23 protein-coding genes are annotated in these 24864 nt (G+C 40.9%); 9 read left to right on the plus strand and 14 right to left on the minus strand.

Annotation, left to right across the window (positions count from 1 at the left end):
- On the plus strand, positions 1-138 hold the full coding sequence (locus tag CLV32_RS10895; RefSeq protein WP_133555306.1) for an alanyl-tRNA synthetase: 138 nt from the start codon (positions 1-3) through the stop codon (positions 136-138).
- Here CLV32_RS10895 and CLV32_RS10900 read toward each other — a convergent pair.
- The 3 genes from CLV32_RS10900 to CLV32_RS10910 all read right to left on the minus strand — a co-directional run bounded on the left by CLV32_RS10900 (position 130) and on the right by CLV32_RS10910 (position 3735).
- Positions 130-501, minus strand: coding sequence for a response regulator (locus CLV32_RS10900; RefSeq protein ID WP_133555308.1), 372 nt, complete (start codon positions 499-501; stop codon positions 130-132). The two genes, CLV32_RS10895 and CLV32_RS10900, sit on opposite strands and share 9 nt — an antisense overlap.
- Positions 502-581: 80 nt before the next feature.
- Positions 582-1397, minus strand: coding sequence for a DUF4249 domain-containing protein (locus CLV32_RS10905; protein ID WP_133555310.1), 816 nt, complete (start codon positions 1395-1397; stop codon positions 582-584).
- A gap of 4 nt (positions 1398-1401) precedes the next feature.
- Positions 1402-3735 (minus strand): TonB-dependent receptor, encoded by a 2334-nt coding sequence (locus CLV32_RS10910; RefSeq protein WP_133555312.1) that lies wholly within the window; start codon positions 3733-3735, stop codon positions 1402-1404.
- Between the two features lie 191 nt (positions 3736-3926).
- Between CLV32_RS10910 and CLV32_RS10915 the strand changes: the two genes are divergently transcribed.
- Positions 3927-5102, plus strand: coding sequence for an alginate lyase family protein (locus CLV32_RS10915; protein WP_133555314.1), 1176 nt, complete (start codon positions 3927-3929; stop codon positions 5100-5102).
- Positions 5103-5106: 4 nt separating this feature from the next.
- Here the strand turns inward: CLV32_RS10915 and CLV32_RS10920 are convergent, their stop codons facing one another.
- Positions 5107-5649, minus strand: coding sequence for a PKD domain-containing protein (locus CLV32_RS10920; RefSeq protein WP_133555316.1), 543 nt, complete (start codon positions 5647-5649; stop codon positions 5107-5109).
- Positions 5650-5878: 229 nt separating this feature from the next.
- Here CLV32_RS10920 and CLV32_RS10925 point away from each other — a divergent pair, with 229 nt between their 5' ends.
- On the plus strand, positions 5879-6931 hold the full coding sequence (locus CLV32_RS10925) for a ferredoxin--NADP reductase (protein ID WP_133555317.1): 1053 nt from the start codon (positions 5879-5881) through the stop codon (positions 6929-6931).
- A gap of 2 nt (positions 6932-6933) precedes the next feature.
- Here the strand turns inward: CLV32_RS10925 and CLV32_RS10930 are convergent, their stop codons facing one another.
- The 4 genes from CLV32_RS10930 to CLV32_RS10945 form a co-directional block, all read right to left on the minus strand.
- Positions 6934-7614 (minus strand): substrate-binding periplasmic protein, encoded by a 681-nt coding sequence (locus CLV32_RS10930; RefSeq protein WP_133555319.1) that lies wholly within the window; start codon positions 7612-7614, stop codon positions 6934-6936.
- Positions 7615-7734: 120 nt separating this feature from the next.
- The gene (lspA, locus tag CLV32_RS10935) at positions 7735-8241 is read right to left on the minus strand and encodes a signal peptidase II (protein ID WP_133555321.1); all 507 of its coding nucleotides are present in this window, start codon (positions 8239-8241) and stop codon (positions 7735-7737) included.
- Between the two features lie 27 nt (positions 8242-8268).
- Complete coding sequence (locus tag CLV32_RS10940) at positions 8269-10467, minus strand: multicopper oxidase domain-containing protein (protein ID WP_243732285.1); 2199 nt, start codon at positions 10465-10467, stop codon at positions 8269-8271.
- Between the two features lie 3 nt (positions 10468-10470).
- Positions 10471-10932, minus strand: a complete 462-nt coding sequence (locus CLV32_RS10945; protein WP_133555323.1) for a DUF3347 domain-containing protein — start codon at positions 10930-10932, stop codon at positions 10471-10473.
- Positions 10933-11067: 135 nt separating this feature from the next.
- On the opposite strand from CLV32_RS10945, the gene CLV32_RS10950 reads away from it, so the two are divergent.
- Entirely contained in the window at positions 11068-13146 is a 2079-nt protein-coding gene (locus CLV32_RS10950) for a WG repeat-containing protein (protein WP_133555325.1), read from the plus strand.
- Between the two features lies 1 nt (position 13147).
- Here the strand turns inward: CLV32_RS10950 and CLV32_RS10955 are convergent, their stop codons facing one another.
- The 5 genes from CLV32_RS10955 to CLV32_RS10970 form a co-directional block, all read right to left on the minus strand.
- Complete coding sequence (locus CLV32_RS10955; RefSeq protein ID WP_133555327.1) at positions 13148-13798, minus strand: DUF6266 family protein; 651 nt, start codon at positions 13796-13798, stop codon at positions 13148-13150.
- 169 nt (positions 13799-13967) lie between these two features.
- On the minus strand, positions 13968-14120 hold the full coding sequence (locus CLV32_RS23095) for a hypothetical protein (protein ID WP_166641930.1): 153 nt from the start codon (positions 14118-14120) through the stop codon (positions 13968-13970).
- A gap of 281 nt (positions 14121-14401) precedes the next feature.
- Positions 14402-14752 (minus strand): hypothetical protein, encoded by a 351-nt coding sequence (locus CLV32_RS10960; RefSeq protein ID WP_133555329.1) that lies wholly within the window; start codon positions 14750-14752, stop codon positions 14402-14404.
- A gap of 383 nt (positions 14753-15135) precedes the next feature.
- A complete protein-coding gene (locus CLV32_RS10965; RefSeq protein WP_133555331.1) occupies positions 15136-15858 on the minus strand; it encodes a LytR/AlgR family response regulator transcription factor in 723 nt (240 codons plus the stop codon).
- On the minus strand, positions 15839-16957 hold the full coding sequence (locus tag CLV32_RS10970) for a sensor histidine kinase (RefSeq protein ID WP_243732286.1): 1119 nt from the start codon (positions 16955-16957) through the stop codon (positions 15839-15841). The genes CLV32_RS10965 and CLV32_RS10970 overlap by 20 nt, the downstream gene beginning before the upstream one ends.
- Positions 16958-17207: 250 nt before the next feature.
- On the opposite strand from CLV32_RS10970, the gene CLV32_RS10975 reads away from it, so the two are divergent.
- From CLV32_RS10975 to CLV32_RS10990, 4 genes are all read left to right on the plus strand, one after another.
- Positions 17208-17726, plus strand: a complete 519-nt coding sequence (locus CLV32_RS10975) for an SgcJ/EcaC family oxidoreductase (protein ID WP_133555333.1) — start codon at positions 17208-17210, stop codon at positions 17724-17726.
- Positions 17727-17824: 98 nt separating this feature from the next.
- Positions 17825-18328, plus strand: coding sequence for a DinB family protein (locus CLV32_RS10980; protein WP_133555335.1), 504 nt, complete (start codon positions 17825-17827; stop codon positions 18326-18328).
- Positions 18329-18553: 225 nt separating this feature from the next.
- The gene (locus CLV32_RS10985; protein ID WP_133555337.1) at positions 18554-19159 is read left to right on the plus strand and encodes a hypothetical protein; all 606 of its coding nucleotides are present in this window, start codon (positions 18554-18556) and stop codon (positions 19157-19159) included.
- A gap of 167 nt (positions 19160-19326) precedes the next feature.
- Positions 19327-20031 carry a DsbA family oxidoreductase gene (locus CLV32_RS10990; protein WP_133555339.1) on the plus strand — a complete coding sequence of 235 codons (705 nt, stop codon included), beginning with the start codon at positions 19327-19329 and terminating at the stop codon, positions 20029-20031.
- Between the two features lie 15 nt (positions 20032-20046).
- Here CLV32_RS10990 and CLV32_RS10995 read toward each other — a convergent pair whose 3' ends face one another.
- The gene (locus CLV32_RS10995; RefSeq protein ID WP_133555341.1) at positions 20047-21459 is read right to left on the minus strand and encodes a glycoside hydrolase family 140 protein; all 1413 of its coding nucleotides are present in this window, start codon (positions 21457-21459) and stop codon (positions 20047-20049) included.
- Positions 21460-21846: 387 nt separating this feature from the next.
- Here CLV32_RS10995 and CLV32_RS11000 point away from each other — a divergent pair, with 387 nt between their 5' ends.
- Positions 21847-24849 carry a SusC/RagA family TonB-linked outer membrane protein gene (locus CLV32_RS11000; RefSeq protein WP_133555343.1) on the plus strand — a complete coding sequence of 1001 codons (3003 nt, stop codon included), beginning with the start codon at positions 21847-21849 and terminating at the stop codon, positions 24847-24849.
- Positions 24850-24864: the final 15 nt, after the last annotated feature.

A 24864-nucleotide genomic window follows, 5' to 3' on the forward strand; every position in this document is an offset into this window, starting at 1 on the left:
ATGGAACCGAAAACTCCTGAATCATCCAAAAAAGATATCTTTTTAAAATGGCTCAAGCGTGTTGGCGTATTGGGCTTTCTATTTTTCCTGATAAAGGGACTGATCTGGCTTGCTGTTGGCTACTGGATCTTAAAGTGAGCGTTCAATCTGCTCGTCTACAGTCTCCTTGATGTCATCGATATCAAAAGGTTTTTCAACAAAGGCATCATACCCGTAATTTTCTGATGCATATATCGCTTTCGGAAATCCTGAAAACAAAATCACCGGGATATCGCTAACCTCAGCATTATCTTTAATCTGCCGGCATAATTCCCCGCCATTTGTGCCATTCAGGTTGTAATCCAGCACGATAACATGTGGTTCATGAGTTTTGATCAGGTCAAAAACATCATCAGTTTCTTCGTGAAAGAATATGGTGTAACTGCCGTCGTTAAAAATCTCCTTGAAGAGATCACCCATTTCATCATCATTGTCGACAACTAATATTCGCTTCTCCATCATCTTTATTTTTTAAACATAGGTCTATAATGAACAACTCAGTACAGAAAAAAGTTTAAAAATATAATCTACAAACGACAGCACTATTTCAGTACAGCCACCTGGGTCTGTGTAGTATGTGCGCTAAAATAGCCCAGTACGCCATTATTGAAATTGCTTGGTGGATTAGCTGGGGTCGTTACATCATTTGGATTACCCGATGAAGATTGTTGTTCCAAACTAAACCAATAGGTATAAATCGGTTTATCTATAGTCTGAAAATCTATCAGCACCTCGTCTCTGGATTCGATTTTTACATTATCATTGTCAGTCAGATACAAATTCCGGCGCACATATTTTCCGTTGGTAAAAAGGTCGTTATCTGTAAATATCCTGCTGGCTAACTTACCGTTAACAGACATCCGGAACAGATAATAATTAACCTGCCCACCCGGCTCTGAAAAATTCACTGCAATCACCTTTCTTTTTTCATTGCCAAAGGTCTCTTCACTTCCTGTAAGGGAATCAAGCCTTACCGATGGTGGCATGGTTGACACCGCAGTAAACGTTTGCCCCTCAACACCAACATTTAGCGTATACACCCTACCGGTTCTGCCAAATAGGTTATTGATATTGTAAGTCCCCTTCGTAGTACCTTCCAGCAAGTTGTACCTATTACCCACATTGTCTGTCAACACCACGGAAGCACCCGAGACAGCCGGAAAAACATTACTTTGATCAAAAGGTACCGATTTTGAAATTTTAACCGACTGGACTCCGCGCACATCGGTCAGATTGCCTTCAATAACCAATTGCGGGCTTGCATTATTTAAGTTCAGGTCAAGTACTTTCTCGCAAGATACAATCGACGCCAAAACAAATAAACCGATTAAGAAACCAAAATATCTTTGCTTGTTCATGATCCTAAAATTTAAAGTTATATGTCACAGAAGGAATAACACCAAATAAACTGGTTTGTACGGCTTCAGTTCTTGTTGGGTCATCTTTCCTATTCTGGAAATTGATCACATATGGATTTTTGTGGTTATAGGCATTGTACAAACCGAATGTCCAGCTGGAATGGAAACGTTTATGCATTTTACCCTCCAGAGTTGCACCCAGATCCAAGCGGTGTGTTGGTGGCATGCGCGAACTATTTCTGGAATCATAATAAAATCTCGTTACGCCATTAAGCTGATATTTTCCTGCCGGATAGGTTACGGCATTTCCTGTACCATAGATAAATGATGCCGATAAATTCCAACGTTTAGTAAGCTGGTAAATACCTACCAGGGATACGTCATGTGTACGGTCCTGCCGTGCAGGGAAGTAATTTCCGTTATTAATTGCATCAAACCGACGTTCTGTTTTTGATAAGGTATACCCTACCCAACCGTTAAAGCGACCTGTCCGTTTCTTCACAAACAATTCAAGGCCGTAAGCTCTTCCATCACCATATACCAATTGTGATTCTACGTTTTCATTGGCTTGTATCTGGGCACCATTCTTATAATCGATCTGATTCTGCAGCCATTTATAATACACTTCTGCAGAAAACTCATAAGTATTGTCTTTGAAATTCCTGAAGTAGCCTGCTGACACCTGGTCTGCAATTTCAGGCTTGATATTGTTGCTGCTCATCACATATAAATCAGACGGCGAGCTCGCATTGGAATTGGAAAGCAGGTGGATATTCTGTGTATTTCTACTATATGCAGCCTTGATTGAGTTTGCCGGATTAATGGTGTAACTCAATGACAAACGGGGTTCCAGGGTCAAATACTGCTGTACAAGATCGCCACTATTGTAATCCGTAGCAGTTAGAATATTCCCTGTATCATCATAAGTATTGAATGTTCCCGGACCGTTCAGGTTGAAAAGACTGAGCCGCAAACCATAAAGGATATTAAGCTTGCTTCCGATCCGCCAGTCGTCAGACACATAAGCAGCACCCTCCAGGCCTTGTCTTTCTGGCAATGTTTTAGCATTGAAGCTTGAATTTGCAGCTGCGGTAACTTCGCCAGGCGTAATCCGGTGACTGATACCATTAACACCAAATCGAACTGTGTGCGAATTACTGATGTAGTACTGAAGATCTTCTTTGACGTTAAAATCACGGATACTCGACACCACCTTAAATTCATTCCCTCTCGAAAAGCTCTGAGCTGCAAACTTATAGTCACTATAAATTACCGAGGTATTTGAAAACAGCTTATCGCTGAAGATGTGATTGAACCTTAAGGTACCTGTTTTATTGCCCCAATCCGTGCCAAACAAATTTCTAAGTCCAAGTACATCCTTACCTAGATAGCCAGAGAAATAAATCGCATTACGATCATCAAAATGATAATTTGCTTTTGCATTTACATCATAAAAATACAGAGAAGCATTCTTAAGTGAAGTATCCGAAGAAAGCTTTAGAAAGGCATCAGCATAGGTGCGTCTCCCGCTTAGCATAAATGACCCTTTACCATTAACCAAAGGCCCTTCTACTTTTAATCGTGAGGCTATCAAACCTATTCCTCCCTGCACACCAAAAGCTTTCGAATTACCATCAAGCATGCTGATATCCAGAGCTGAGGACAATCTTCCGCCATATTGAGCGGGCATTCCGCCTTTATATAACGTAACATCTTTTATGGCATCAGAGTTGAATGTCGAAAAGAACCCAAACAAGTGTGACGCGTTGTAAACTATTGCCTCGTCCAATAAAATGAGGTTTTGATCCGATGCTCCTCCGCGAACATAAAAACCTGTATTCCCTTCACCGCCAGATTTCACTCCCGGCATCAGCTGGATTGTTTTTATTACATCGCGCTCACCAAAAAGTACCGGCACGTTGTTGATCTGTGCCATATTGAGTTTTTCGAGCCCCATCTGTGGGTTGCTGATATTCTGATCCTTTTTATTTCCGCCGGTAATGACAACCTCTTCAAGGTCGTTGGCCGCCGAAAGCGTTACCTGGATTTGCAAATTTTTAGCAAGTTCAATCACACGGGTAAAGGATTGATACCCTACAGAACTTACTTGCAACGCATATTTCCCGGGGGGAGCAGTAATAGAATAAAAACCGTAGGCATTGGTAGAAGTACCCATCTGATCCAGTTGTTGAAGTTTGACGTTGGCACCTATAAGTGTTTCGCCCGTAGTATTGTCTTTCACAATTCCACTAACCGTAAATTTCTGTTGGCCAAAAGCTTCTGTGGTTCTCAAAAACAAGCAAACTACTGCAAAAACAAGAAATAACGCTCTAACCATACGCTACTAAAATACAGCTTTACTTAATACACCAACTATAATAATGTTAAATTTAACACTAGTCAAGGCTCTTATTCTCTGTAACGCTAGAAATTAGCTTAGCCGAAACCGATTTCGTAAATAATTTATACTAAAGCACATCGCACTTAGTTCAAACAGGTTATGTTTGAATATCCAAATATGTACGTACTATGAAGCCAAGATTATCAACATTAAGCCTATGTCTGTTTTTCACCTTAATCGCCAATTATGGTTATACCCAGGAACGCCCAAAATATCTGCTTGTTGACGAAACCATTTTAATGACGGCTAAAAAAGCGATACAGCCGGCAGTCAAAAACAAAATCACCAGTTTAATCAAATCGGCAGATAGCGTAATAGACAAAGGCCCTTACTCGGTAACATTTCAGAAAACTAAAATGGCACCGACCAATGACCCACATGATTATGTTAGTCAGGCGCCATATTGGTGGGCAGATCCTTCAAAACCAGATGGCAAGCCTTATATCCGCAAAGACGGAAAAAGAAATCCGGAGATCTACCTGCTTCATGATAGAAGTCAGCTGGGCGACATGAGTAGCACCGTCAAAAAACTGGCACTGGCTTATTATTACAGCAACAATGAAAAATATGCGCTACGGGCAGAAACATTGTTAAGGGTATGGTTTGTTAATCCAGAGACACGTATGAATCCAAATCTTAATTTCGGGCAATATGTTCCAGGAGTAAATGAAGGAAGAGGAATTGGGATCATTGAAACTGTTGGGCTGATCAATATCCCTGACGCCATTGCGCTACTTCAGGGTAGCAAAATTGATCCCACAGTAGTTAATGATGTAAAAAAATGGTTCGCTAGTTATACGGATTGGCTCCTTAACAGCGAGAACGGCAAAAGCGAGCAGTCACAAACTAATAACCACGGAACAAATTACGATCTTCAGGTAGCCGATTTTGCGTTATTTACCGGAAACACGAATCTCGCAAAACATATCATCAACGATATCACCATCCCAAGAATAAATGTTCAGTTTACCCCTGAAGGAGCACAGCCATTAGAACTAGCGAGAACGAAGTCATGGGATTACACCAACATGAACCTCGATGCCTGGGCCAAGATAGCTATGCTTTCAAAACGACTTGGCGTAGACCTTTGGAACAAAGAGGGTTTGCAAGGCAAAGGGATCAAAGGAGCCGTTAAATGGCTTATACCTTATGCATCTGGAGAAAAAGCATGGACAACAGAGCAGATAGGCCCGTACGAATACGGAAATATGTGTTTTATTATGCGCAAATCAAGTGAACAATATAAAGATCTGGATTTTAGCGGCGTATTTAAGAAATACCCTCAGGGAATAGCTCTTGAATAACGGACTATTGCATAGAAAGCACATTGTTGGTGTTACGCAGCAGTGGATATTCTGTTGAGGTACGTTTGCCCATCTGAACTCCTCCGAGCTTGATCAATGTAGCTGCAGTAAACACAGTGTCTGATTTAGCCAATGCCGCCAAGGTACCAAGTTTAACAGAATCCGCTATCCGACCGTTGATATCAGAGTAGTAGGCAGTAACCTCAAGACCGTCAAAACCAGTATTGTTCACAACCACATAACTGGATATGCTTGCATAAACGACGATTGTTTTAACCTCTGTAACCTGACCATTTAAGGTCAGACTCACATTGTAAGTACCGGGTTTGGTATAGGTATGAACAGGACTAACGTCTGTGGAAGTCTGTTTGTCACCAAAATCCCAAAGATAAACACCCTGGGCAGAAACATTCATAAATTCAACTTGTTCCAATAAATAGAACGAAGTTTTTTTTACACGGAACTCTGCCTTAACTTCCGGCGAATCTTTTTTACAGGCCAGAAATCCGCAAACAATAAAAATTAACAAGGATAATTGTCTTTTCATTGTAAAAAACACCGCTAAAATCAGGCCACAAAAAAGAAACGGGAATAACCTATTCGATTATCCCCGCTTCCATCTAAATTAACGCTCATTATATAGACGAACAGTCTTAAGGTTTATTGTGCGGGACAAAAAATAATTTGGGTTTTTAATACGGCGTCTACCATTCAGGCCTGCAGATTCTGCTTTATAAGACTTCGGGAAGTCATTAATATTAGCTAAAATTGAAGCAATGAAAATATTGCCGTTAAAGATTGCTGAAATCAGACCGGAGCCAGGCGACAATCTGGTAATTGTCTTTGAGCCTACCGAAGATCCTGTTTATTATCATGCAGGCCAGTTCCTGACTTTGATTTTCAATGTTAACAATCGGGAGATCAGGCGTTCCTATTCGCTGTTCAGTTCGCCCTCGGTAAATGAACCTTTAAGCATCGCGGTTAAGCTGGTAGAAAATGGTGAGATATCCAGGTTCCTACATCACAAAACCACTGTAGGTGACATATTGAACGCTTTAGAACCCAATGGCGTATTTACCTATGTTCCCTTTAAAGAAACAATGCGGACTGTATTTTTATTCGCCGCAGGTGTGGGTATTACTCCTGTATTTTCTATCCTAAAAACAGCCCTTCTGGAAGAAGAGGCATCCAAAATTATTCTGGTCTACAGTAATAAATCGGTAGCTAATACCCTGTTTTACGAAGAGCTCAATCAATGGCAGCAGCAATACCCTGACCGGCTAAAAATCATTTACTTTTTCAGCGATGCTAAAAACCTGTTAAAAGCACGACTCAATAAATTTATGGTAGAGCAAATTGTGCTGGAAAATATGGAATATGATCCCGAGCAAGCCTTGTTCTATACTTGTGGCCCGATAGACTATATGGTCAACTGCAGAATTGTATTACTTTCCCTGAAATTTACAATAGATCAGATCAAAAGAGAGACCTATTTTATTCCCGAAGACGAAGCCGATGATGATGATACATCTGAAAAAGAAGCTGCCGACCAGAACACATACAGTGTAGTAATAGCGTGGAATAAAAATTCATATGAATTGGAAGTACCTTATTTCAAACGCATTCTTGATGTAGCATTGGAAAACAACATTAATCTACCTTATAGTTGTCGCGGGGGAGTATGCAGCACCTGCACCTCTACCTGTACAGCGGGAGGAGTAAGAATGGACTACAATGAAGTACTCACCGATGATGAAGTAGCAAATGGTCGTGTATTAATCTGCACAGCGCATCCAACAGCAAATAATACTAAAATAGTTATTGGCTAAGGTTAGAGTTGTATTTGGGTAAACCACTTGGTGAAAATATTTTGGTAGGTTCCGCTTTTTTTCATAGCACGTAATACTTCGTTGATCTCATTTTTGAGTTTCACATCGCCTTTTCGCATGGCTATTGCGTAATGAGAATCCGTATCGGGCAAAAACAAACCTATTTTTAACGAGGGGTGTTTTTTCAGGAAGCCACCCGCAATCGGCGAGTCATCAATAAGCACATCAATCTTCCCCTTAAGTAATTGTTCATACAGTTCCTTATTGGTATCAGCATGTACCAATATGTAATTTGGAAACTGGTCCATGATATATTTTTCTGCTTCAGTGGCAACACGTACGCCGATAATCTTATTCTTAAAATTAGCAGTTTCATAGAGATGCTCATTGTCTTTAACAACCGCACAAAGTCGAAATTGCAGGTAAGGCTCACTAAATTCCAAAATACGCTGCCGCGAGGCGGTCATAGTTACCGCAGAGCAAATCATATCAAGCTCACCTTTATACAACTGTTTAAGTATGTTTTTCCACAACGAAACTTCGTAATGCACCTCAAGGTCAAGATGTTCAGCAATAACTTTAAGCAAATCCACTTCAAACCCCTCAAAAATACTCGAATTGTAATCGGTATGCATCGGAAAAGGTGCTGCAGAATCTATTCCTACCTTCAAAACACGCTTCATATCACTGATTATTCTTTAAATTCAAACCGATAAACGAGAAACATCATGTTTGCCAGACAATTTTAGGGAAAATAAACGACTAAAATTACGGAAAGCGTAATTTGTTAGAGATATAAAACATCAAACCTTCATTAGGGCCGAAGTTTTACTATTACTCAGGCCGATCAGGATCATAAGCATTCCGATCATGATGGACACGTCGGCCATATTGAAAACTCCTGTCTGAAATAACCCGAAATCGATATGGAGAAAATCAGTAACCGACCCATACCGAATCCTGTCGTATAAATTACCTGTCCCACCGCCGATTACAAAGGCTAGCCCAAGCACAATCAGGATGGGTATATTTTTCTTGCTGATCAGCAAAAATAAGGCATAGCAAATCACGATAACTGGCAAAAGCGATAACAACAGCACCTTAATAAAGTAAGGTAAAGAGCTCCCGACACTCAAAAAAGCCCCAGTATTTTCAACTTTCATAAGCGTAAACTTATCCGTTAAGATCTTGAAATTCTCGTGGTAGCCTACTCTTTCTCTGACTATGCCTTTAGAAATCTGATCACAGCCGATATTACATAAAATTAAAGCTAAAATCGCAAACATACGTAGGCGCTCCCTGACTTTCATAAGCAAAATTTTCTGCTAACATACGCATTAATAGGTAACAGTTAAACCTCCGCCATAGCCCATATCACTATCATAGTGTGTAGAGAGTGAAAAATACTTTGTAATTACATACCTCAAGCCAGCCATATATTCCTTGTCAGTATTTCCCATCAGGTTTAATCTCAATCTGCTGGTTACCGGGATATCCTCTCTTTTTAACTGCATGCGGAATTTACCTTTACTATCCAGCCTGGCTTCAGCAACAAACAACATGGGGAGGGTATATTGAAGCCCGGCAACAAAAGCCTTTCTATTTTTCTGGTTGCTCAACTGACCAAACAGGTTATGCTCAGGCTCATTATCCAAGCTGTTATGGTGATAGTCGAATCCAATGAAGGGCAGCAGCCATTGCATTTTATCGAGATAACGACCGAAATAGGTCTCGCTCTCTATACCGTATTTCGATTTCAATCCAATACGCCATTCTGTAGAGAGCTGATAGCGTGTGTTTGCAAGCACAGCTTCGCCATCCGTACCATTACTTTCAAGGCCTACATTTACCATAGGATGAAACTTACGGTCGTCAGCATAAAGTTTGCGCTGTGCATAAGCAAGGTCTTTAATTTCCGGATTAGGCTTTGAGCCTTCATAGGTAAAAATTCTGCCCATACCACTCATCATGTGATAAAGGATGTGACAATGGAAAAACCAGTCGCCACTTTCAGTTGCAGCAAATTCCAGTGTATCGGTTTCCATAGGCATAATATCAAGCACATTCTTCAGCGGTGCATAATCACCCTGCCCGTTCAACACCCTGAAATCATGCCCATGTAAATGCATAGGATGGCGCATCATAGAGTTGTTGTAGAGAATAATTTTAACGTTCTCCCCTTTTTTGATCAGGATCTTGTCCGACTCAGAAACGGTTTTATTATCTATCGTCCATACATACCGGTTCATATTTCCGGTAAGCTCAAACTTCAACAGTTTCTCCGGCCCTTTTCGGAGGTTAGTCTTTTCTGTGGCACGCAACATGCTGTAATTAAGTGTTACCGGTAATGCCGTTGCGGTGTCTGGTACACTTATTTCAGGATACATCACATTATTCATATCCATCTGCTGGTTACTCATTTGCATACCCATAGGAGCCATATCACCATTCATCTTCATCATGCCATTCATCATGACCATGCCCTCAAAATATTTGAGTTTGCCTAAGGGCTTTGCCGCTATCTGAGTTCCGTTACCCAGCCACATAGATGTGAAACCTGTGCGATCTTCGGCAGTAGAACGAAATTCGTAAGACTTATTTTCGGGGATGTTAACGATCACATCATATGTTTCCGACGGCGCAATGATGAGCCTGTCGACTTCTACGGGCTGCACATCATTACCGTCATTACCAACCACAGTAATCTTGCCACCGGCATAAGTTAACCAGAAATACGTAGAGCTTCCGCCATTTACCAGACGAAGTTTAATACGCGTACCCGCTTTAAAGTTATGCGCTTCGGTGGTGTGTTTACCGTTGGTAAGAAATTTCTCATAATAGACGTCACTCACATCCATAGCTGTCATACGCTTCCATTCATTGATCACTTTCGTTTTAAAGTAACCCTGCTGTATCGCTTCAGCATAGCTTTGTGTTGTTTTCTTTTTAATCGCAAACCAATCGTTGGCATTGTGCAGCGAGCGGTCTACCTCTTCGGGTTTCATATCCGTCCAGTCACTCAGCACCACGGGAATTGCAGGAATCTGTGGCTCTTTTTTTTTATTAAAAATCAGGGCTCCATACATCCCGCTCTGCTCCTGTAGCATCGTATGACTATGGTACCAGTAAGTGCCATTTTGAATGACAGGAAATTTATAGATATAGGTTGCGCCGGGCATAATAGGCATCTGCGTGAGGTAAGGAACCCCATCCATATAATTTGGAAGGAATACGCCGTGCCAGTGGATAGAAGTTTCCATGTGCGTCAAGTTGTGCACATGCACTTCGGCAGTGTCCCCCTCAGTAAAGGTGAGCGGCGGACCGGGGATTTGTCCATTTATCGCCATCGCCATCGCAGGCTTACCGGAGTAATTTACCGTGGTGTCCGTAATGTACAGATCATAACGTGTTGTATTCTTGTTGACTGCAGCAGTATTCTTTTCCCTTTCAGGGGTTTTCATCTGCATTTTATGCTGAGCTTGCGCATGCGCAAACCCGCCCATCAGCAAGATGAACAGACAAAGTATCTTTTGCATCAATTATTTCTTGAGCGTTTCCTGCACCGAACCACAGGTCAACATCGCATTACCATAGTATGGATTCTTGATTGCAGTTTCCGTACTTAGCCATGATGCTTTTTTCATTGGGCAGTATTGCACGTAGGCAACATCGGCAGCAATAGCTTTCTTTTTAACGAGATCGATTACCTGATTAGACAGGGGGGCAAAAGATTCACGTTGTACTTTAAGGTCTTTGGTTTTAGCAATCAGTCCGGCATTTTTTACCAACGTTGCCTTTTCCGCGTCCGAGAGTTTAGCTTCGGCATTTACTGATTTAACCAACGTTCCGGCAGCCTCAGCAGCCTGCGTAGTATTGCCAGCTACCAATGCATCTTTCATTTGATAGTATGAAGACAGCGTAGTAAACGCTGTAGCTTGTGCAAATACGGATGATGTAAAGGCAATTGCCGCTATTGCGATGATTAAGCTTATCTTTTTCATGGTTATTGGATTTACCAACAAAGATAACCACAATGCCCAATAGGGGCTTATATAATTTTGTTGGATATCTATATAATTTCCGCGTGTTAGTGGTACGATTTTGGCAACTACCTGATTTCAACAGATTGCCGCCTCATGAAATTAATTAACAAACTCCTCTCCCTTACCTCTATTTCGTTACTATTTGCTTGTTCAGGCCATACAGAGGTCCGGTATAGATCTACAGATTCCATTAAAAATGTATTTGCAGAACAGCTAAAAAACAAGACACTTCCCGAAGCCAGAACTTTCCTCAATACCCAAACCGAACAGTTGGACCAATTGCTGGAAATGATGAATACCAGGATTCAGCTGAGCATTAGCAGCGAGGTGAAGAACCCTACCGGAGATGAGGGTGTAATTAAAACGCCAATTCATGCGCTTTTTCCAGCCGAAACGGTAGAGCAAGGCATGAAAGTAGTGGCGCGCAATTACGACTTTACCCAACAGATCGAGCCTAAAGGCTCTACATTATTTGCCGTTCTGGGAGATCGATACCCTATACCGGAATTTTATGGCAATAATGAAAAAAACAAAATAGTACTTTCCTGGAGCTTGAGTCTGGACAAACTATTCTTTCATGACCAAACAACAGCCAATCAAAAAGTGATATTAACCGACGGCGACGAGGCGATGATTTCAGCAAAAAAACCTTTGGACAGTGCTTATGCCTTGTTAAAATATAGCTATGCTACCAAAACAGAAGAGTTGGTATTAGACAAAGACAACCCAATTAGAAAGACCCCTTTCGGCACCGTAGCGCTGAAGGAATTTGGTAGCGACGCGGCTACCGTACAAATAACCGGCAAAACGGATAACGTATTGACAATTCTCGGAATGGACACCAAAGGTAGGTACATCGATCAAAACAGCAACAGCAGCTACTCCCTCCCCTCCGAAGCCAAGCAAAAGATTCTGGAGATCTACAATAAGGCCTTGAAAAGCTGGGTGAAAAATATTGACAATAAAAAATATAAAAATACCGGAGAACTTATTGCCGACATCCGAAAAACGATGCCTGCAGAAATGGGATCTGAAGAATTGCAGAAAGAAAATATCCGGGTAGCCTCGTTGAAATTCTACCAGAACATCGCTAAACTAGTCGTAGTTTACGCTACGGAGGATAAAACTGTAGAGGAGCATGTTACCTTGAAAAATACTGCTGTGATGGAAAGTGGCAACAGTATTGCCGAAGGCGACAAGAAAGGAATATACGGCATTGTAGCTGCTGATGGAGCCTGGGTAATTCCACCTTCGTATGCCAACCTTCAAAGTCTTAGCGCCGCATATTTTAAAAGCTGCATTACCGGATCGGGTGAAAATGCATGCACTTATTACCGTTTCGATCCAGTACAGAAAAAACTCTTAAACCTGAATACAACAACATTGAAAGGCTATGTAATTGAGGGAGCCGTAGGGAGCAAATTTGTTCAATTTTCAAAACCCGCCGCTAGTGGGCTTGATAAAAAGGGTATTGCCGACAATAATGGTAACATCGTTTTGCAACCTATCTACGATGAGATTGGCATTGCCGGTAATTTCCTGATTACAGTACAACCTAAGGCTGACGATGAGGAGTTTGGTGTATATACGCTGGATGGAAAAGCTTTTATTCCACCAAGCACACATGTAATCTCGCAGGACAGTGGCTATATTTTTGTTCACGTAAAGGAAGTTGACGACACACAGCAGTACCGCCTCCTGGAGCAACAAACAGGAAAAGACGTTTTACCGGCAGGAACGTTTGCCCTGGAACCCAGTTTTAAATCAGATCTCTTATTGGTCGGCAATGCATCGCAGAAATATTATATAGACAGCCGAAGAAATAAAAAATTTGATGTTTCAGCCTATCAAACAATTGCCCGGTTTTATTATGGATATGCAAAAGTAACCAATAGCGCCGGATTAAGAGGCCTCATCAACTCATCTGGCAAACTGGTTGTTCCCTGCATCTACGAAGACATGAACGCCGTAAACCACGGCATTACCATGGTAACGAAGGTAGTTAACAACGCCTATCAGGTTGGCTTGCTGGATGTAAAAACCGGCAAGTTTATAGTTCCCTTAGTAATTAGTGCAAACAACTATAGCACGCTCGGCAGCGATGAATCTGTGATCTATACGATCAATGATAAACGGTATGATTACAGGGGCAAGCTGACCTCAAATAATTAACTTAAGGTTTCGTAGTAGAGGCATAAATTAATTTGCCTAAGTAATGCGTTGGCGATATAAGTTTCCTATTCAACGAACTTACGTAGATAAATATATCTAGCTCTTTGCCAGCAATGCGCGGGTTGAGTTTAAATACAAATTTTCCATCTGCCCGGGATACTCCGCCAATACTACCCTGTGCTTTATTCATTTCAGCACAATAAATCACCATGGTGATCTGATCATCATAAGTTACCATTGGCTCATCCTGAAACGTCCAGGTCATTTCGACTTTGTTTCTCGCCGCATATCTGACATTTGGATCTCTGAGACCTGGTTGCAGGCCTGAACTTAGCTTAACTAGCGTATAGTCGATGGCGAAATCAGGAGACTGCCCTGTTACTGCTTTGTAGTTGGCAGAAAATGCCGAATTCCATTCGCTACAGTACAAGGCTTCATTTTGAAATCCGACAATAAAATAGGGCCTGAAAGGTTTTAGGAATTCCTGCAGGAACTTAAATTTAGCCTGACTCGCTAACTGTTTTTTACTGCGTGTTTTTTTTCGCTTCTTGCCCTTGCTCCGGATGTAGTATACACCCCTCCATTTTGCCCCTACAATGGAACCGATTGTTCCTGATACCGGGCCCAGTATACCCTCTGGTAATTTTGCCATTTCCTTATTATTTTAAGTGTTTTCAATTCAACTTATGCCACTTCTTAAAAAAAATTTAAGCCTTTATAAAAAACTTCCGATTGCCGATAACACACACTTAGTTTCATCCTTATTTATTGGGGTGTTTGTTCCCCACTAATCGAATGTGGTACGCATCAGGTAGGCCTGCCTAAAGGCTACAAAAAGCCATTGCGTTCAGCTCCATTTCGAGGGCTTCAAACGACTGATTTACATAAGATCTGTTTAAGGCACCAATTTTTTTAGGAATTATTTCACTAATTCCATCTGCTCTTCCGTTTTTCGATTGATTTACATTTTTCATGACATGTTCTTTTTAGACTATAGCTTCCCTCCATAAACATCTTACTGGGAACGCATCACAAAGAACGAATTATAATTGACTCATAGCAGTACAGGGGATACAGTACTCCCGCTCAGTAATCACTTTAAATTGGCATTGATTGTCAATCAACAGCAAATTATAACTGGATTTTTTATAACTTTTTTACCCAGTTGATGTTTACTTTAATTTGTGTGATTAACGTGTGTCTGCAGGTGGTTAGAAAATTGTTGGAAATTCAAAATTAGCGCACTAATTCTTAATTATTCAATCACTGCATTCAGATCTTTAAAAACGAAGTTTATATTAGATCCGTTTTGGACGATATCAAACTTTAAATTGTCTAATTCAGCACCACGATAAGCATCGCCACTTGCTGCCTTCAAGGCTTCTAGCTTGCTCCAGTCGTTAATCTCAATGGCACTGTTAGCCTGCAGACCATCCCCTTTAATTGTTACATCAAGATAGTCTTTTCCATTCATCTGGAAATGTCGATTAAACCAATAATTCAACTCCTCCCCTCTTCTGGAAGCAAGTTGGCGTGCAAGCTCCTGCTTATACTCAAAGGAAAAAGGACTGAAATTTGCAAACACAGTATTTGAATGTTTTTTCATCGATTCATTTTTCAAAGTTAAAAGGGCTAATAAAACAGCAAATAGGCTAAGGATAGACAGTTTGAAAATTAATCCGTGGTTCTCTGAAGGGCTTTCGGTGTACATGGCGATGGCTTGTTAATATTTAAGTAACTCTTACTTAACGTTAAGTTAACATTAAATTTATTCATATCAAACTTATAGACCTAAAAATCAACCTAAAAGCATGTTTTTAGTCGGAATTCCACAAAACTCTAGTCATTCCCTTCGAAATTAGTAATAATTACAACTTAAAATGAGTATAACATTTAGTTTATCAAACCTTTATCCGCTTGACAATTTACAAATGCAAAGAGTTCAAGATTAGAACCAGTATGCGCTTTGCAATAAGCCCAAACATTATTTTAACCTTCTAGCGCCTTAATAACTTCCCTTTGATAAAATTTCCCGATAGGAATTTCATATCCTGCTATTTGCACATGACTGAGTGTGTAAGATTGTATTTTTTCACCTGCAACAATAAACGAACGGTGTATCCTCAAAAAATCTGGCGCGGGTAACGTCGCTTCTAACGCGGCCATGGCATATTTCGTAATTACCTGCCCGCTAATCGTAATGATCTTCACATAGTCTTTTAGACTCTCGATATATAAAATATCATTGATCATTACTTTCACCATTTTACGGTCGCTCCGAAAATAGAGAAAATTATCAGCTGGCTTATGCTCAATATTAGCAGACACAGCATTATTTAATGCCGTAGACACAATTGGAATAGCTTTGTTGACTGCTTTAACGAACCGATCAAAGTGTATGGGCTTTAACAAATAATCAGTGGCACGAAGGTCGTAACTCTCCAAAGCATGTTCAGCATACGCCGTTGTGAAAATTATTTTCGGAGGATCTATTAACGTACTTACCAGTTCAAGACCTGTTAACTGCGGCATCCGGATATCTAAAAAAATGATATCAACAGGGTTATTATGCAAAAAAGGAATTACCTCTAGCCCGTTGCCACATTCCCCAGCAAGGCGCAGGGTAGGCATTTTTTGAACATACCGCTTTAATACTTCGCGAGCTGGCGGTTCGTCATCCACTATTAAAACATTATAAATCGTTAACTCCATCGGTCAGATCTTTTAATTCTATACTTAAATTAACTAGATACGTTTCTTCTTCTTCAATGATATGCAGCTCGTGTCGATGAGGATACAAGAGTTCAAGTCTTTTACGGACATTTCCTATACCTATTCCGCTAGTTGGGCTGATGATGTCCTCTGCCTTGCCGTTAATCAATTTTAAGTGAATAGACTTATTTTTTATATTCAGATGCATATTGATCCATGGCCTTTCTAAAACGTTACTGGTGCCATGTTTAAAGCAGTTTTCAACGAAAGGTAAAATCAACAGTGGAGCAATCATCAGGCTGTCGAAATGATCAGGCACCTGTACGGCGATCTCTAATTCATTGCCATAACGTTTTTTCTCAAGCTCGATATATTCCAATAACATGTCGACCTCCTGCTTTAGGGGCACCAATGGCGCATTACAATGATAAAGGATATACCGTAACAAGGTAGATAGGCCAAGTAACATGTCTGCCGCCACTGGTGCTGTATCCTGTGCATGCGCATAAATGTTATTCAGCGTGTTGAATAAAAAATGGGGGTGCAATTGTGCTTTTAACGATTGCAGTTCTGCAACGGTTTTTTCCTGTTCCAGGATAAGCGCCTGCTGTTGCTTTTCGTAAAAGTATTTCATTAGCTTGATAGAGGCTGCCAGCCCCCCGATGGTAATGCTCCCGCGAAGACCTGAAATCCAGGCTAGAAAAACGCGCACTGAAATGGGCATGTGATTTAATTGCGGGTCAGCAACATATTGCCTAAACAACAAATGTGTAAAGTAATCAATTATTGTGAGGGATACCAATGCGGATAAGCCACCAGTAAGCAAAAATAATAAGACAACAGATAAACCAGCCCGAGCATATTTACCGGTTAATATAAATTTAGGGATAGTCCAATACGTTAAACCATAGGCAAGAAACATATTGGGGATCAGGTAAATGAAACTCTGTACCAGATTGACTTGTATACGACTCCAAAAATCCATAACGGCAAGCATTGGCGACGGTGTAAATGAGTACAGGTAAACCTGGAATAAATACCAGCATAGCCAGAAGCTGGCATGCCTGTACAGTCGCCATTTCAATTGATTTGAAAACAAAAAGGGGATTGAATTCACTGTCTTTAAAGTATTTATCAATAAAGATACAACTCATTACCGCAATGTAGCTTTTGGGTTGGGTAAAATAGACAAAGCTTGATTTTTGAAATACATAAGCATTTTATCGACGACGAAAGGCGTTGCTTGGCACAAATTACCATTATGACAGTTCTGGCGCTGCGGCCGTCTACTTTTAGAAAATCCTAAAAAAACAGGTGATAAATTCGTTCAAACATTAATAAAAATCACCATGAAAAAGCTATCAGTAATTTTACTTGTCTTGCTCTTTGCAAACATTGTAGTCAACGCACAAAGTCGCACTGATGATGAAGCGGCCATCCAAAAAACCTGGGCAAGGTTCGGCAATAGCTGGAAGAACAAAGATTTTAGCGATATGAAAGACTACGTTACCCCCGACTGCCATTGGATCAATGTAGTTGGCATGCACTGGCATAACCTAAAGGAAGTTCAATTTGCACACCAAGTATTCGTAAATGCTTTCTTAAAAAATGCTGCTGCAGCTGATAAAAGTAGTGATCTGCGTTTCTTGACTAACGATGTTGCAATTATGTATCGCGTAACGCACATCGCCGCATTTTACCCTCCCGATGGCGTAGACCGCGGCACTAATAAACAAGGAGACAAAGATAATATCGCCACCATAGTTTTTGTGAAACAAAACGGCAAGTGGTATATCGCGTCAGGCCATAACAGCGATGTAGTGGCTCAGGCAGCAGCCAGCGACCCAGTATTGCACATGCCTAAATAAAAAGTAGGAGTATATTGCTGTTAATAAACCTTGTACTTGCTACAAATTATATATATTTATTTATGTATCTAAATATATATCTGGGTTAAACAGCATGTATGAAAAAAGAGTTAGCTTCACAATACCGCGCAGTCCTTAAAATGCTATTTGATGTTATAGAACGCTGTCCCGATGAACTTTGGGGCAATACAAGTTACGAAAACAGTTTTCGTCGTATCGCCTACCACACGCTGCATTTTACCGCACTTTATCTTGCAGAAAGCGAGGGTTACTTCAGACCCTGGCATTTGCATGTACCCAGTTACCACAGCCTGGGTTTCCAGCTTCCACTGCCTGAACACGAATTCCCAGGATATACGAAACAGGATCTTGCTGCCTACAATTTAAAGATTAGTGAAGCTGTTCAGCAACGGATCGACAAACTGGATTTGTCTGGCCCGTCGGGCTTTGAATGGTTGCCCATGAACAAGCTGGAACTTGTTTTATACAGCCTTCGTCACATACAGCACCATACCGGTCAGCTGGTAGAACGCCTCCGTCAAAATGGAATCAAAAGTATCGCCTGGATCGATAAAGGAGAACCTGACAACAATTTTTTTTAAGCAGTAATGATCGATTAAACAAATTTTGTTAATTTAGTTCGCCTTACCTAATGCTCTTCAATGTTTAATAACACTTACAAAGTTTTTTTCCTGTCCGTGCTTGCATTCTTATTATTTTCAAGATCTACAGGCAAAAAATTATCCACAAGGGATTCAGAAGGAGAGCGACAGAAAGGGACAACACAAGTGTGTTCCTAATGATTTTTAATATAAAATTTCTCCTTTATGACGGCCCATTATTTTAGAATTCTACTGACGGTATTCACCTTTAGCCTTTTTACTTTTAACTCTTACGCTCAGAAAGATTATATCGTTACACGATTAAAAGACACAATTTGGTGCAAAGTAAAGAACATCAATAGATCTTTAGTTGAGATTCAGGAAGGTAATAAAAAAGAAACAAGCGAATATCCCCCTCATCAAATCTCGGCGGTATATGTAGCCAAAGATACCGCATTTTTTAAGTCTATGAATCCGTCTGGAAAACAACCCTTATTTTTAAAATTACTTGAGCGTGGAACTATAACCCTTTATACAACTCCAGAAAAAGAGCCTTACTCAACACCAAACATGCATTACGTTATAGCAATGGGTATGCCAATGGGTGGTACTGGAGGTGGATCAGTAACTGATTATTATGCAGAAAAAGCAGGACAACCTTTAACTAAAATAAAAACCAACGATCCTTGGAAAAGTAAGAAAAAATTAACTCATGCTTTTTTAACATTGCTCCAGGACAAACCCATAATAGCCAGCCGATACGAAGAGCGTGACGATTTTGATTATAAAAAAATCAGACAGATCGTTCAGGAATACAACAACACCAACTAATCAGTTACAGAATAGGCCTCAATGTTGGTTAAGAAAATGAAAAATTCATCTTAACGTCAGCTTGCCATCTCTCAGCACAACTTCTTTAAAAATATGCTTAATTTTGTATTGGTGATAACGTACACCTCACCATTAAACGCTATCATCTAACTTTAAACAACAAAATCATGATCGTAGAAATCTGGAGTGACGTAATGTGTCCGTTCTGCTATATAGGTAAAAGGAAATTCGAAAAGGCTTTATCAGAATTTAAAGATGCTGAAAGTATTGAGGTTATCTGGAAAAGTTTCCAGCTGGCTCCGGACATGGAAACGGCACCAGACAAAAACATCCACCAATTTCTGGCAAACCATAAAGGTATCAGCTTAGCCGAAGCAAAAGACATGAATAACCAGGTGGCTAGTCGTGCTGCTCAAGCTGGCTTAACCTTCAACTTCGATCAAACTATTCCTGCTAATTCTTTCATGGCGCACCGCTTTGCACAATTCGCAAAACAAAATGGCTTGCAAGATCTTGCGGAAGAAGGATTATTCAAAGCGTATTTTACTGAAGGTAAAAACATCGACGATATCGACACATTAGTGTCTTTAGGCGAATCAATCGGCTTGAATCCCGAGCAAACAAAAGCAGTACTGGAAGGTGAGCAGTTTGCTAACGATGTGAGACATGATATCTTTGAAGCACAGCAAATAGGTGTTCGCGGAGTACCATTTTTTGTGTTCGACAGGAAGTTAGCAGTTTCGGGAGCACAGGAAAGCAGTGCATTTGCTGAAGTTCTGGAAAAGACCTTCACAGAATGGAGCGCAAATAATCCACCTAAATTGGAGATTATCGACGGCCCATCTTGTGAAATTGGTAAAGACTGTAACTAAAAGTCGGTTGCTGCGTTAGATTGCATCCAATAACAAGACCCAGTCGTTTCCGTTTTTCTGCGCTCCGGGAGGGTTAAATTTCATTGATTTGCCTTTTGGAAATACACCAATGGTGGTGACGAGCCCAGTACGTGGATTCACCCAGTTTGCCTTGATCATTTTCCCATCAAGTTTACTGGCGTCAATTAGCATGACCCTTCCGGTATACGTATATATATAGGCATATTTTTTTCCTCTTGTGGCCAATAAGCGATCGTATTTTTCACCCTGCCCACTTGCAATTAAAGACTGGTCTGGCACACGCTCGAAATAAGGATGCGACTCAATTAGTTTTTTCAGATAACGCATTTGTTGTGCTCCCGGGGCCTCAATTCCCTGCTCCCAGTAGGTGGTGGATCCATATGCACTGCTTTTATCCGTAGGGAGATGAAACTGCATTACATCATTATCTCCGTAGGTAAATCCTGCTGCTCCGGCGAAGACCGACCAATATGCATAACGACGCAAATCAGCCGCATTCCATTTTGGCAGTTTTACATCGTGCAGACCATAAGGGATATTTTCGTAAGACGGCTCTGCATCCAGTGTCGGCTTAACAGGAGTTTTGGCATAGTCTGCCTGCACATACCGCCAGTTATCCTCGCCATAGTTCAGATCTTTTTTATCGGTATCCTGAGCATAGGTACGGTGGCCCGACTGAAAACTGTTAAAATCGAGCCAGCTAGAATCGTGGAACCACTTAGACGATTGTGTCCTACCAAAGGGGTGGAAGGTAATCAGATGGTCGGGATCATTTTTACGGAGCGCGTTACCAATTGCTTCCCAGGTGTCGGTAAAGTCAGATCCCCTGATATCACCACCATTGAGCCAGATGATATTTGAATTGTCCCGAAAGCGCTTCGCTAAAAACTCAGCATAGGCAGCCCCATCGGTAGCATTCACTTTGGTAGCTTTAATTACCGAGCCCCAAACAGGCACTAATGCCATATACATTCCCTTGCTTGCCGCAAGTTTGATTATCCAATCCATATGATCCCAATAGTCATACTCATCCCCCTTACCAAACGTGCTGCCAGACGTTACATGCGGCGTGTTGATCTTTTTATTTACTAGAGCTGAATCGCCATAGGCATTAATTTCTTTATTATCGTGGACAACCATGACCTGAATTACGTTGAAACCCAGTTTATGTCTGTTTTCCAGGTACTGTTCGGCCTGCTCTCTTTTCAGCTTCGACAGAAGCAACCAGCCGGTATCGCCAAGCCAGAAAAAGGGCTTGCCCTTGGCCATGAAATACCGTTGATTTTCCGAAATTTTTATTGGCGCTAATACAGTCTGGGCCTGAGCTGAAATTGGAGAAACTAAGCGTGTTATTGTTGTGATAGCAAAAACTAAACTCAGTGCCGATTTAAAATGCTGTCTATTCATATAGAGAATTATATTTGGTTCGATCAACATAGTTGACATCTGTAATAACCAAAGACTTAAGTCCTTGGACAGAAAAATGGCATCCAGTTAATGAAGCTAAAATAGAAAAATAATGAAGGATTCGCATTGAACGCGCTTTTAAGGCAACTTTTTGAACCTTTATACCTTGACAAATTGAAATTGCCTGAAATCTACGTTATTAATTTGAAAAATAAATAGCTAATATATTTCCAAAATTATTATCCATGAACCATTATTTTACGAAATTCAAAACAGCAAACGTTTGCACAGTTTTACTTGGAGCGTTTATCGTTTTACTCATTACGATCATTATGTTTGTTTAGTGATTCCAACCAAGAATCGCTAAACAAACCAAATATAGCCAGTATGAAAACAAGTTTACATTTTTTAAAATGCGGCTTGCTTTTGCAATTATTAACCGTCGCCGCGATTCCGAGTGTTTTTGCTCAAAGTGGCGTAACGAATCAGCAACAGCAAGTGAAGGTCAGCGGAAAAGTAGTTGACGAAACAGGACAAGGTCTTCCCAATGTGTCTGTAAAAGTTAAAGGCACTTCCATTGGGATAGCGACTAATGCTCAAGGAGAGTTTACCTTAAACATTCCAAATTCAAACTCAATCTTAACATTCGCCTACGTAGGTTATAAGCCAATAGAACAGAGCGCAGCCGGAAAATCAACCATCAGAATTGCTATGGCGCCGGTAGACAATAATTTGGATCAGGTTGTTGTAATCGGTTACGGTACGGTTAAAAAGCGCGACCTAACAGGGTCTGTTGTTTCTGTTAAGGGTGATGAGATCCTTAAAGTAGCTTCCTCAAATCCTATTGAAGCTTTGCAGGGTAAAGTTTCTGGAGTCGACATTACCAGAACAAGTGGTGCTGCGGGTGCTAATGCAAGTGTTACAGTAAGGGGTAACCGTTCTCTCGCTGCCAACAATGGCCCACTTTATATCGTTGACGGAATCCAGTACAGTACTTATCAGGATATTAACCAGAATGATATTGCCTCCATAGAATTCCTGAAAGATGCATCTTCTACTGCGATTTACGGATCGCGCGGAGCGAATGGAGTAATCATTATCACCACTAAACGTGGTGCTACGGGTGATGTTAAAATAACTGCAGGATCATACTATGGGATCGCTCAGCTTACCGGTTATCCTGTTCCTATGACTGGCCCGCAGTATGCTAACCTGAAACGCGAAGCTTACCGCACCATTGGCACCTGGAATTCTACTGCCGATGATTCGAAAGTATTTACAAGTGCACAAGATTTAGCATCCGCACGTAATGGTGCCAATTTTTACTGGCCGGGTTTCTTCCTGAAAGATGGTTCGCAACAAGACTATAATGTCAGCGTAGCTGGTGGATCTGAAAAAACAAAAGCCTACTTCTCCATGGATTATTTCAAAGAAGCGGGTTTGTATGACAACGATTATTCTAACCGCTACTCCTTGCGTCTAAATATCGATCACCAGGTCTTTACAGACTTTAAAGTAGGGTTGCAAAGTCAGCTGGCCTATTACGATCAGAACCTTAGAGACGACAACATCCTTTCTGTTGCCAACAAGATCATCCCTTATTTTGATCCTTATAATACAGACGGTTCGTTAGCGAAATTTCCTGGAAACGGCAACCAGGTAAACCCTTATTTTAATGAGCAAAAAGGCGCCTATGTGAATGAGAATCATATTACACGCCTATTATCAACAGCTTTTGCAGAGTGGAAACCACTTGCAGGTTTGAGCATACGCTCAAACCTGGGTGTTACTTTGTCGACAAGCAGAAATGGACATTTTGAAGGTGCAAACACTTTGAACAGAGCCTTGTCTACAGGTTCATTGTCGTCAATTACACATACAGGTGATAATACCCTGATCTGGGAGAACATCATCACCTATCAGAAAAGCATCAAAGACCATAACTTCACAGCTACAGCTGTAACGAGTTACCAGTCTAACAGGACAGAAAACTCATTGGCACAAGGTACGGGGCAGTTATTGGCCGATCAGTCGTATCAGGCTCTACAGAACAATCCTGCCAACTTAAAGATCTCGAGTAACTATATTGGTCAGAATCTGGTATCAGGTGCTTTCAGGCTAAACTATGCTTTCAAAAGTAAATACCTGTTAACCTTAACCGGCCGTGCAGATGGGTCATCGGTACTTTCTACCGGCAACAAATGGGCATTCTTCCCTTCGGCAGCCGCAGCATGGAGAGTTGTGGACGAGAACTTTATGCAGAAACAAACTATCTTCAGCGAATTAAAAGTACGTGGAAGTTACGGTATGGCGGGTAATGCTTCTGTTTTGCCTTACCAAACCCAAAGTAACGTGGCTATCATACCTTATTCATGGAACGATATCACTGCGTTGGCTTACGGACTTGATCCAAAGATCGGTAATCCCGACCTGAAATGGGAACTTACCAAAACACTCAATTTAGGACTTGATTTTGGTATCCTGAAAAACAGAATTAGTGGTACTGTAGACTATTATGATTCAAAAACTCAAGACCTGTTATTGCCGCAGTTGCTGCCTGCAAGTACAGGTAGTCAGAGGACATTAGCCAACCTTGGCAAAACCAGCAACAAAGGTATTGAGGTTGGTTTAAGGACGTTAAATATTGAGGGCACCGACTTTAGCTGGACATCAAACATCACTTATAGCCGCAATAAGGAGAAGATCACCTATTTACCAAATGGTGTAAATGATGTGGCGAATAGCTGGTTTATCGGATATCCGGTAGCTTCTTTCTATGACTATAATAAAATTGGTATCTGGCAAACTTCAGAAGCTGCTCAAGCTGCCAGCTATGGCTACAAACCGGGAGATATTAAGGTACAGGATGTCGACGGTGATGGTAAATTTACTACTACAGGCGATAGGATTATCGTAGGATCTGCAGTACCAAGCTATACTTTTGGTTTCAGTAACGATTTCAAGTACAAAAGCTTTGATCTGAATATCATGGTATTTGGCCGCATCGGACAAACATTTGTTTCTCAATATGCCCTGAAATATGAGCCTAATGGAATCGAGAATAGTGCCAACATAGATTACTGGACACCAGAGAATCCAACAAATGACTATCCAAGACCAAATGCAAACGTATCCAGAGCAGCAGAGCCTTTTGCTACTACCCTGGGTTATAAAGACGGTTCTTTTGTTAAAATCAGAAATGCCACCTTGGGTTACACTTTTCCTGTTACCCTTGCTAAACGTCTTCGTGTAAGCAACGTTAGATTCTATGTAAGTGCTAAAAACTTTGCTACGTTCTCTAAAATCAAAGATTACGATCCGGAAGGCGGCGGCTCATTTGATCGCCCGCTAACCAAGCTATTCCTTGCAGGACTAAGTTTATCACTTTAACACCTAATAATTAGA

This window comes from Pedobacter duraquae (assembly GCF_004362245.1).
Lineage (GTDB): Bacteria > Bacteroidota > Bacteroidia > Sphingobacteriales > Sphingobacteriaceae > Pedobacter > Pedobacter duraquae.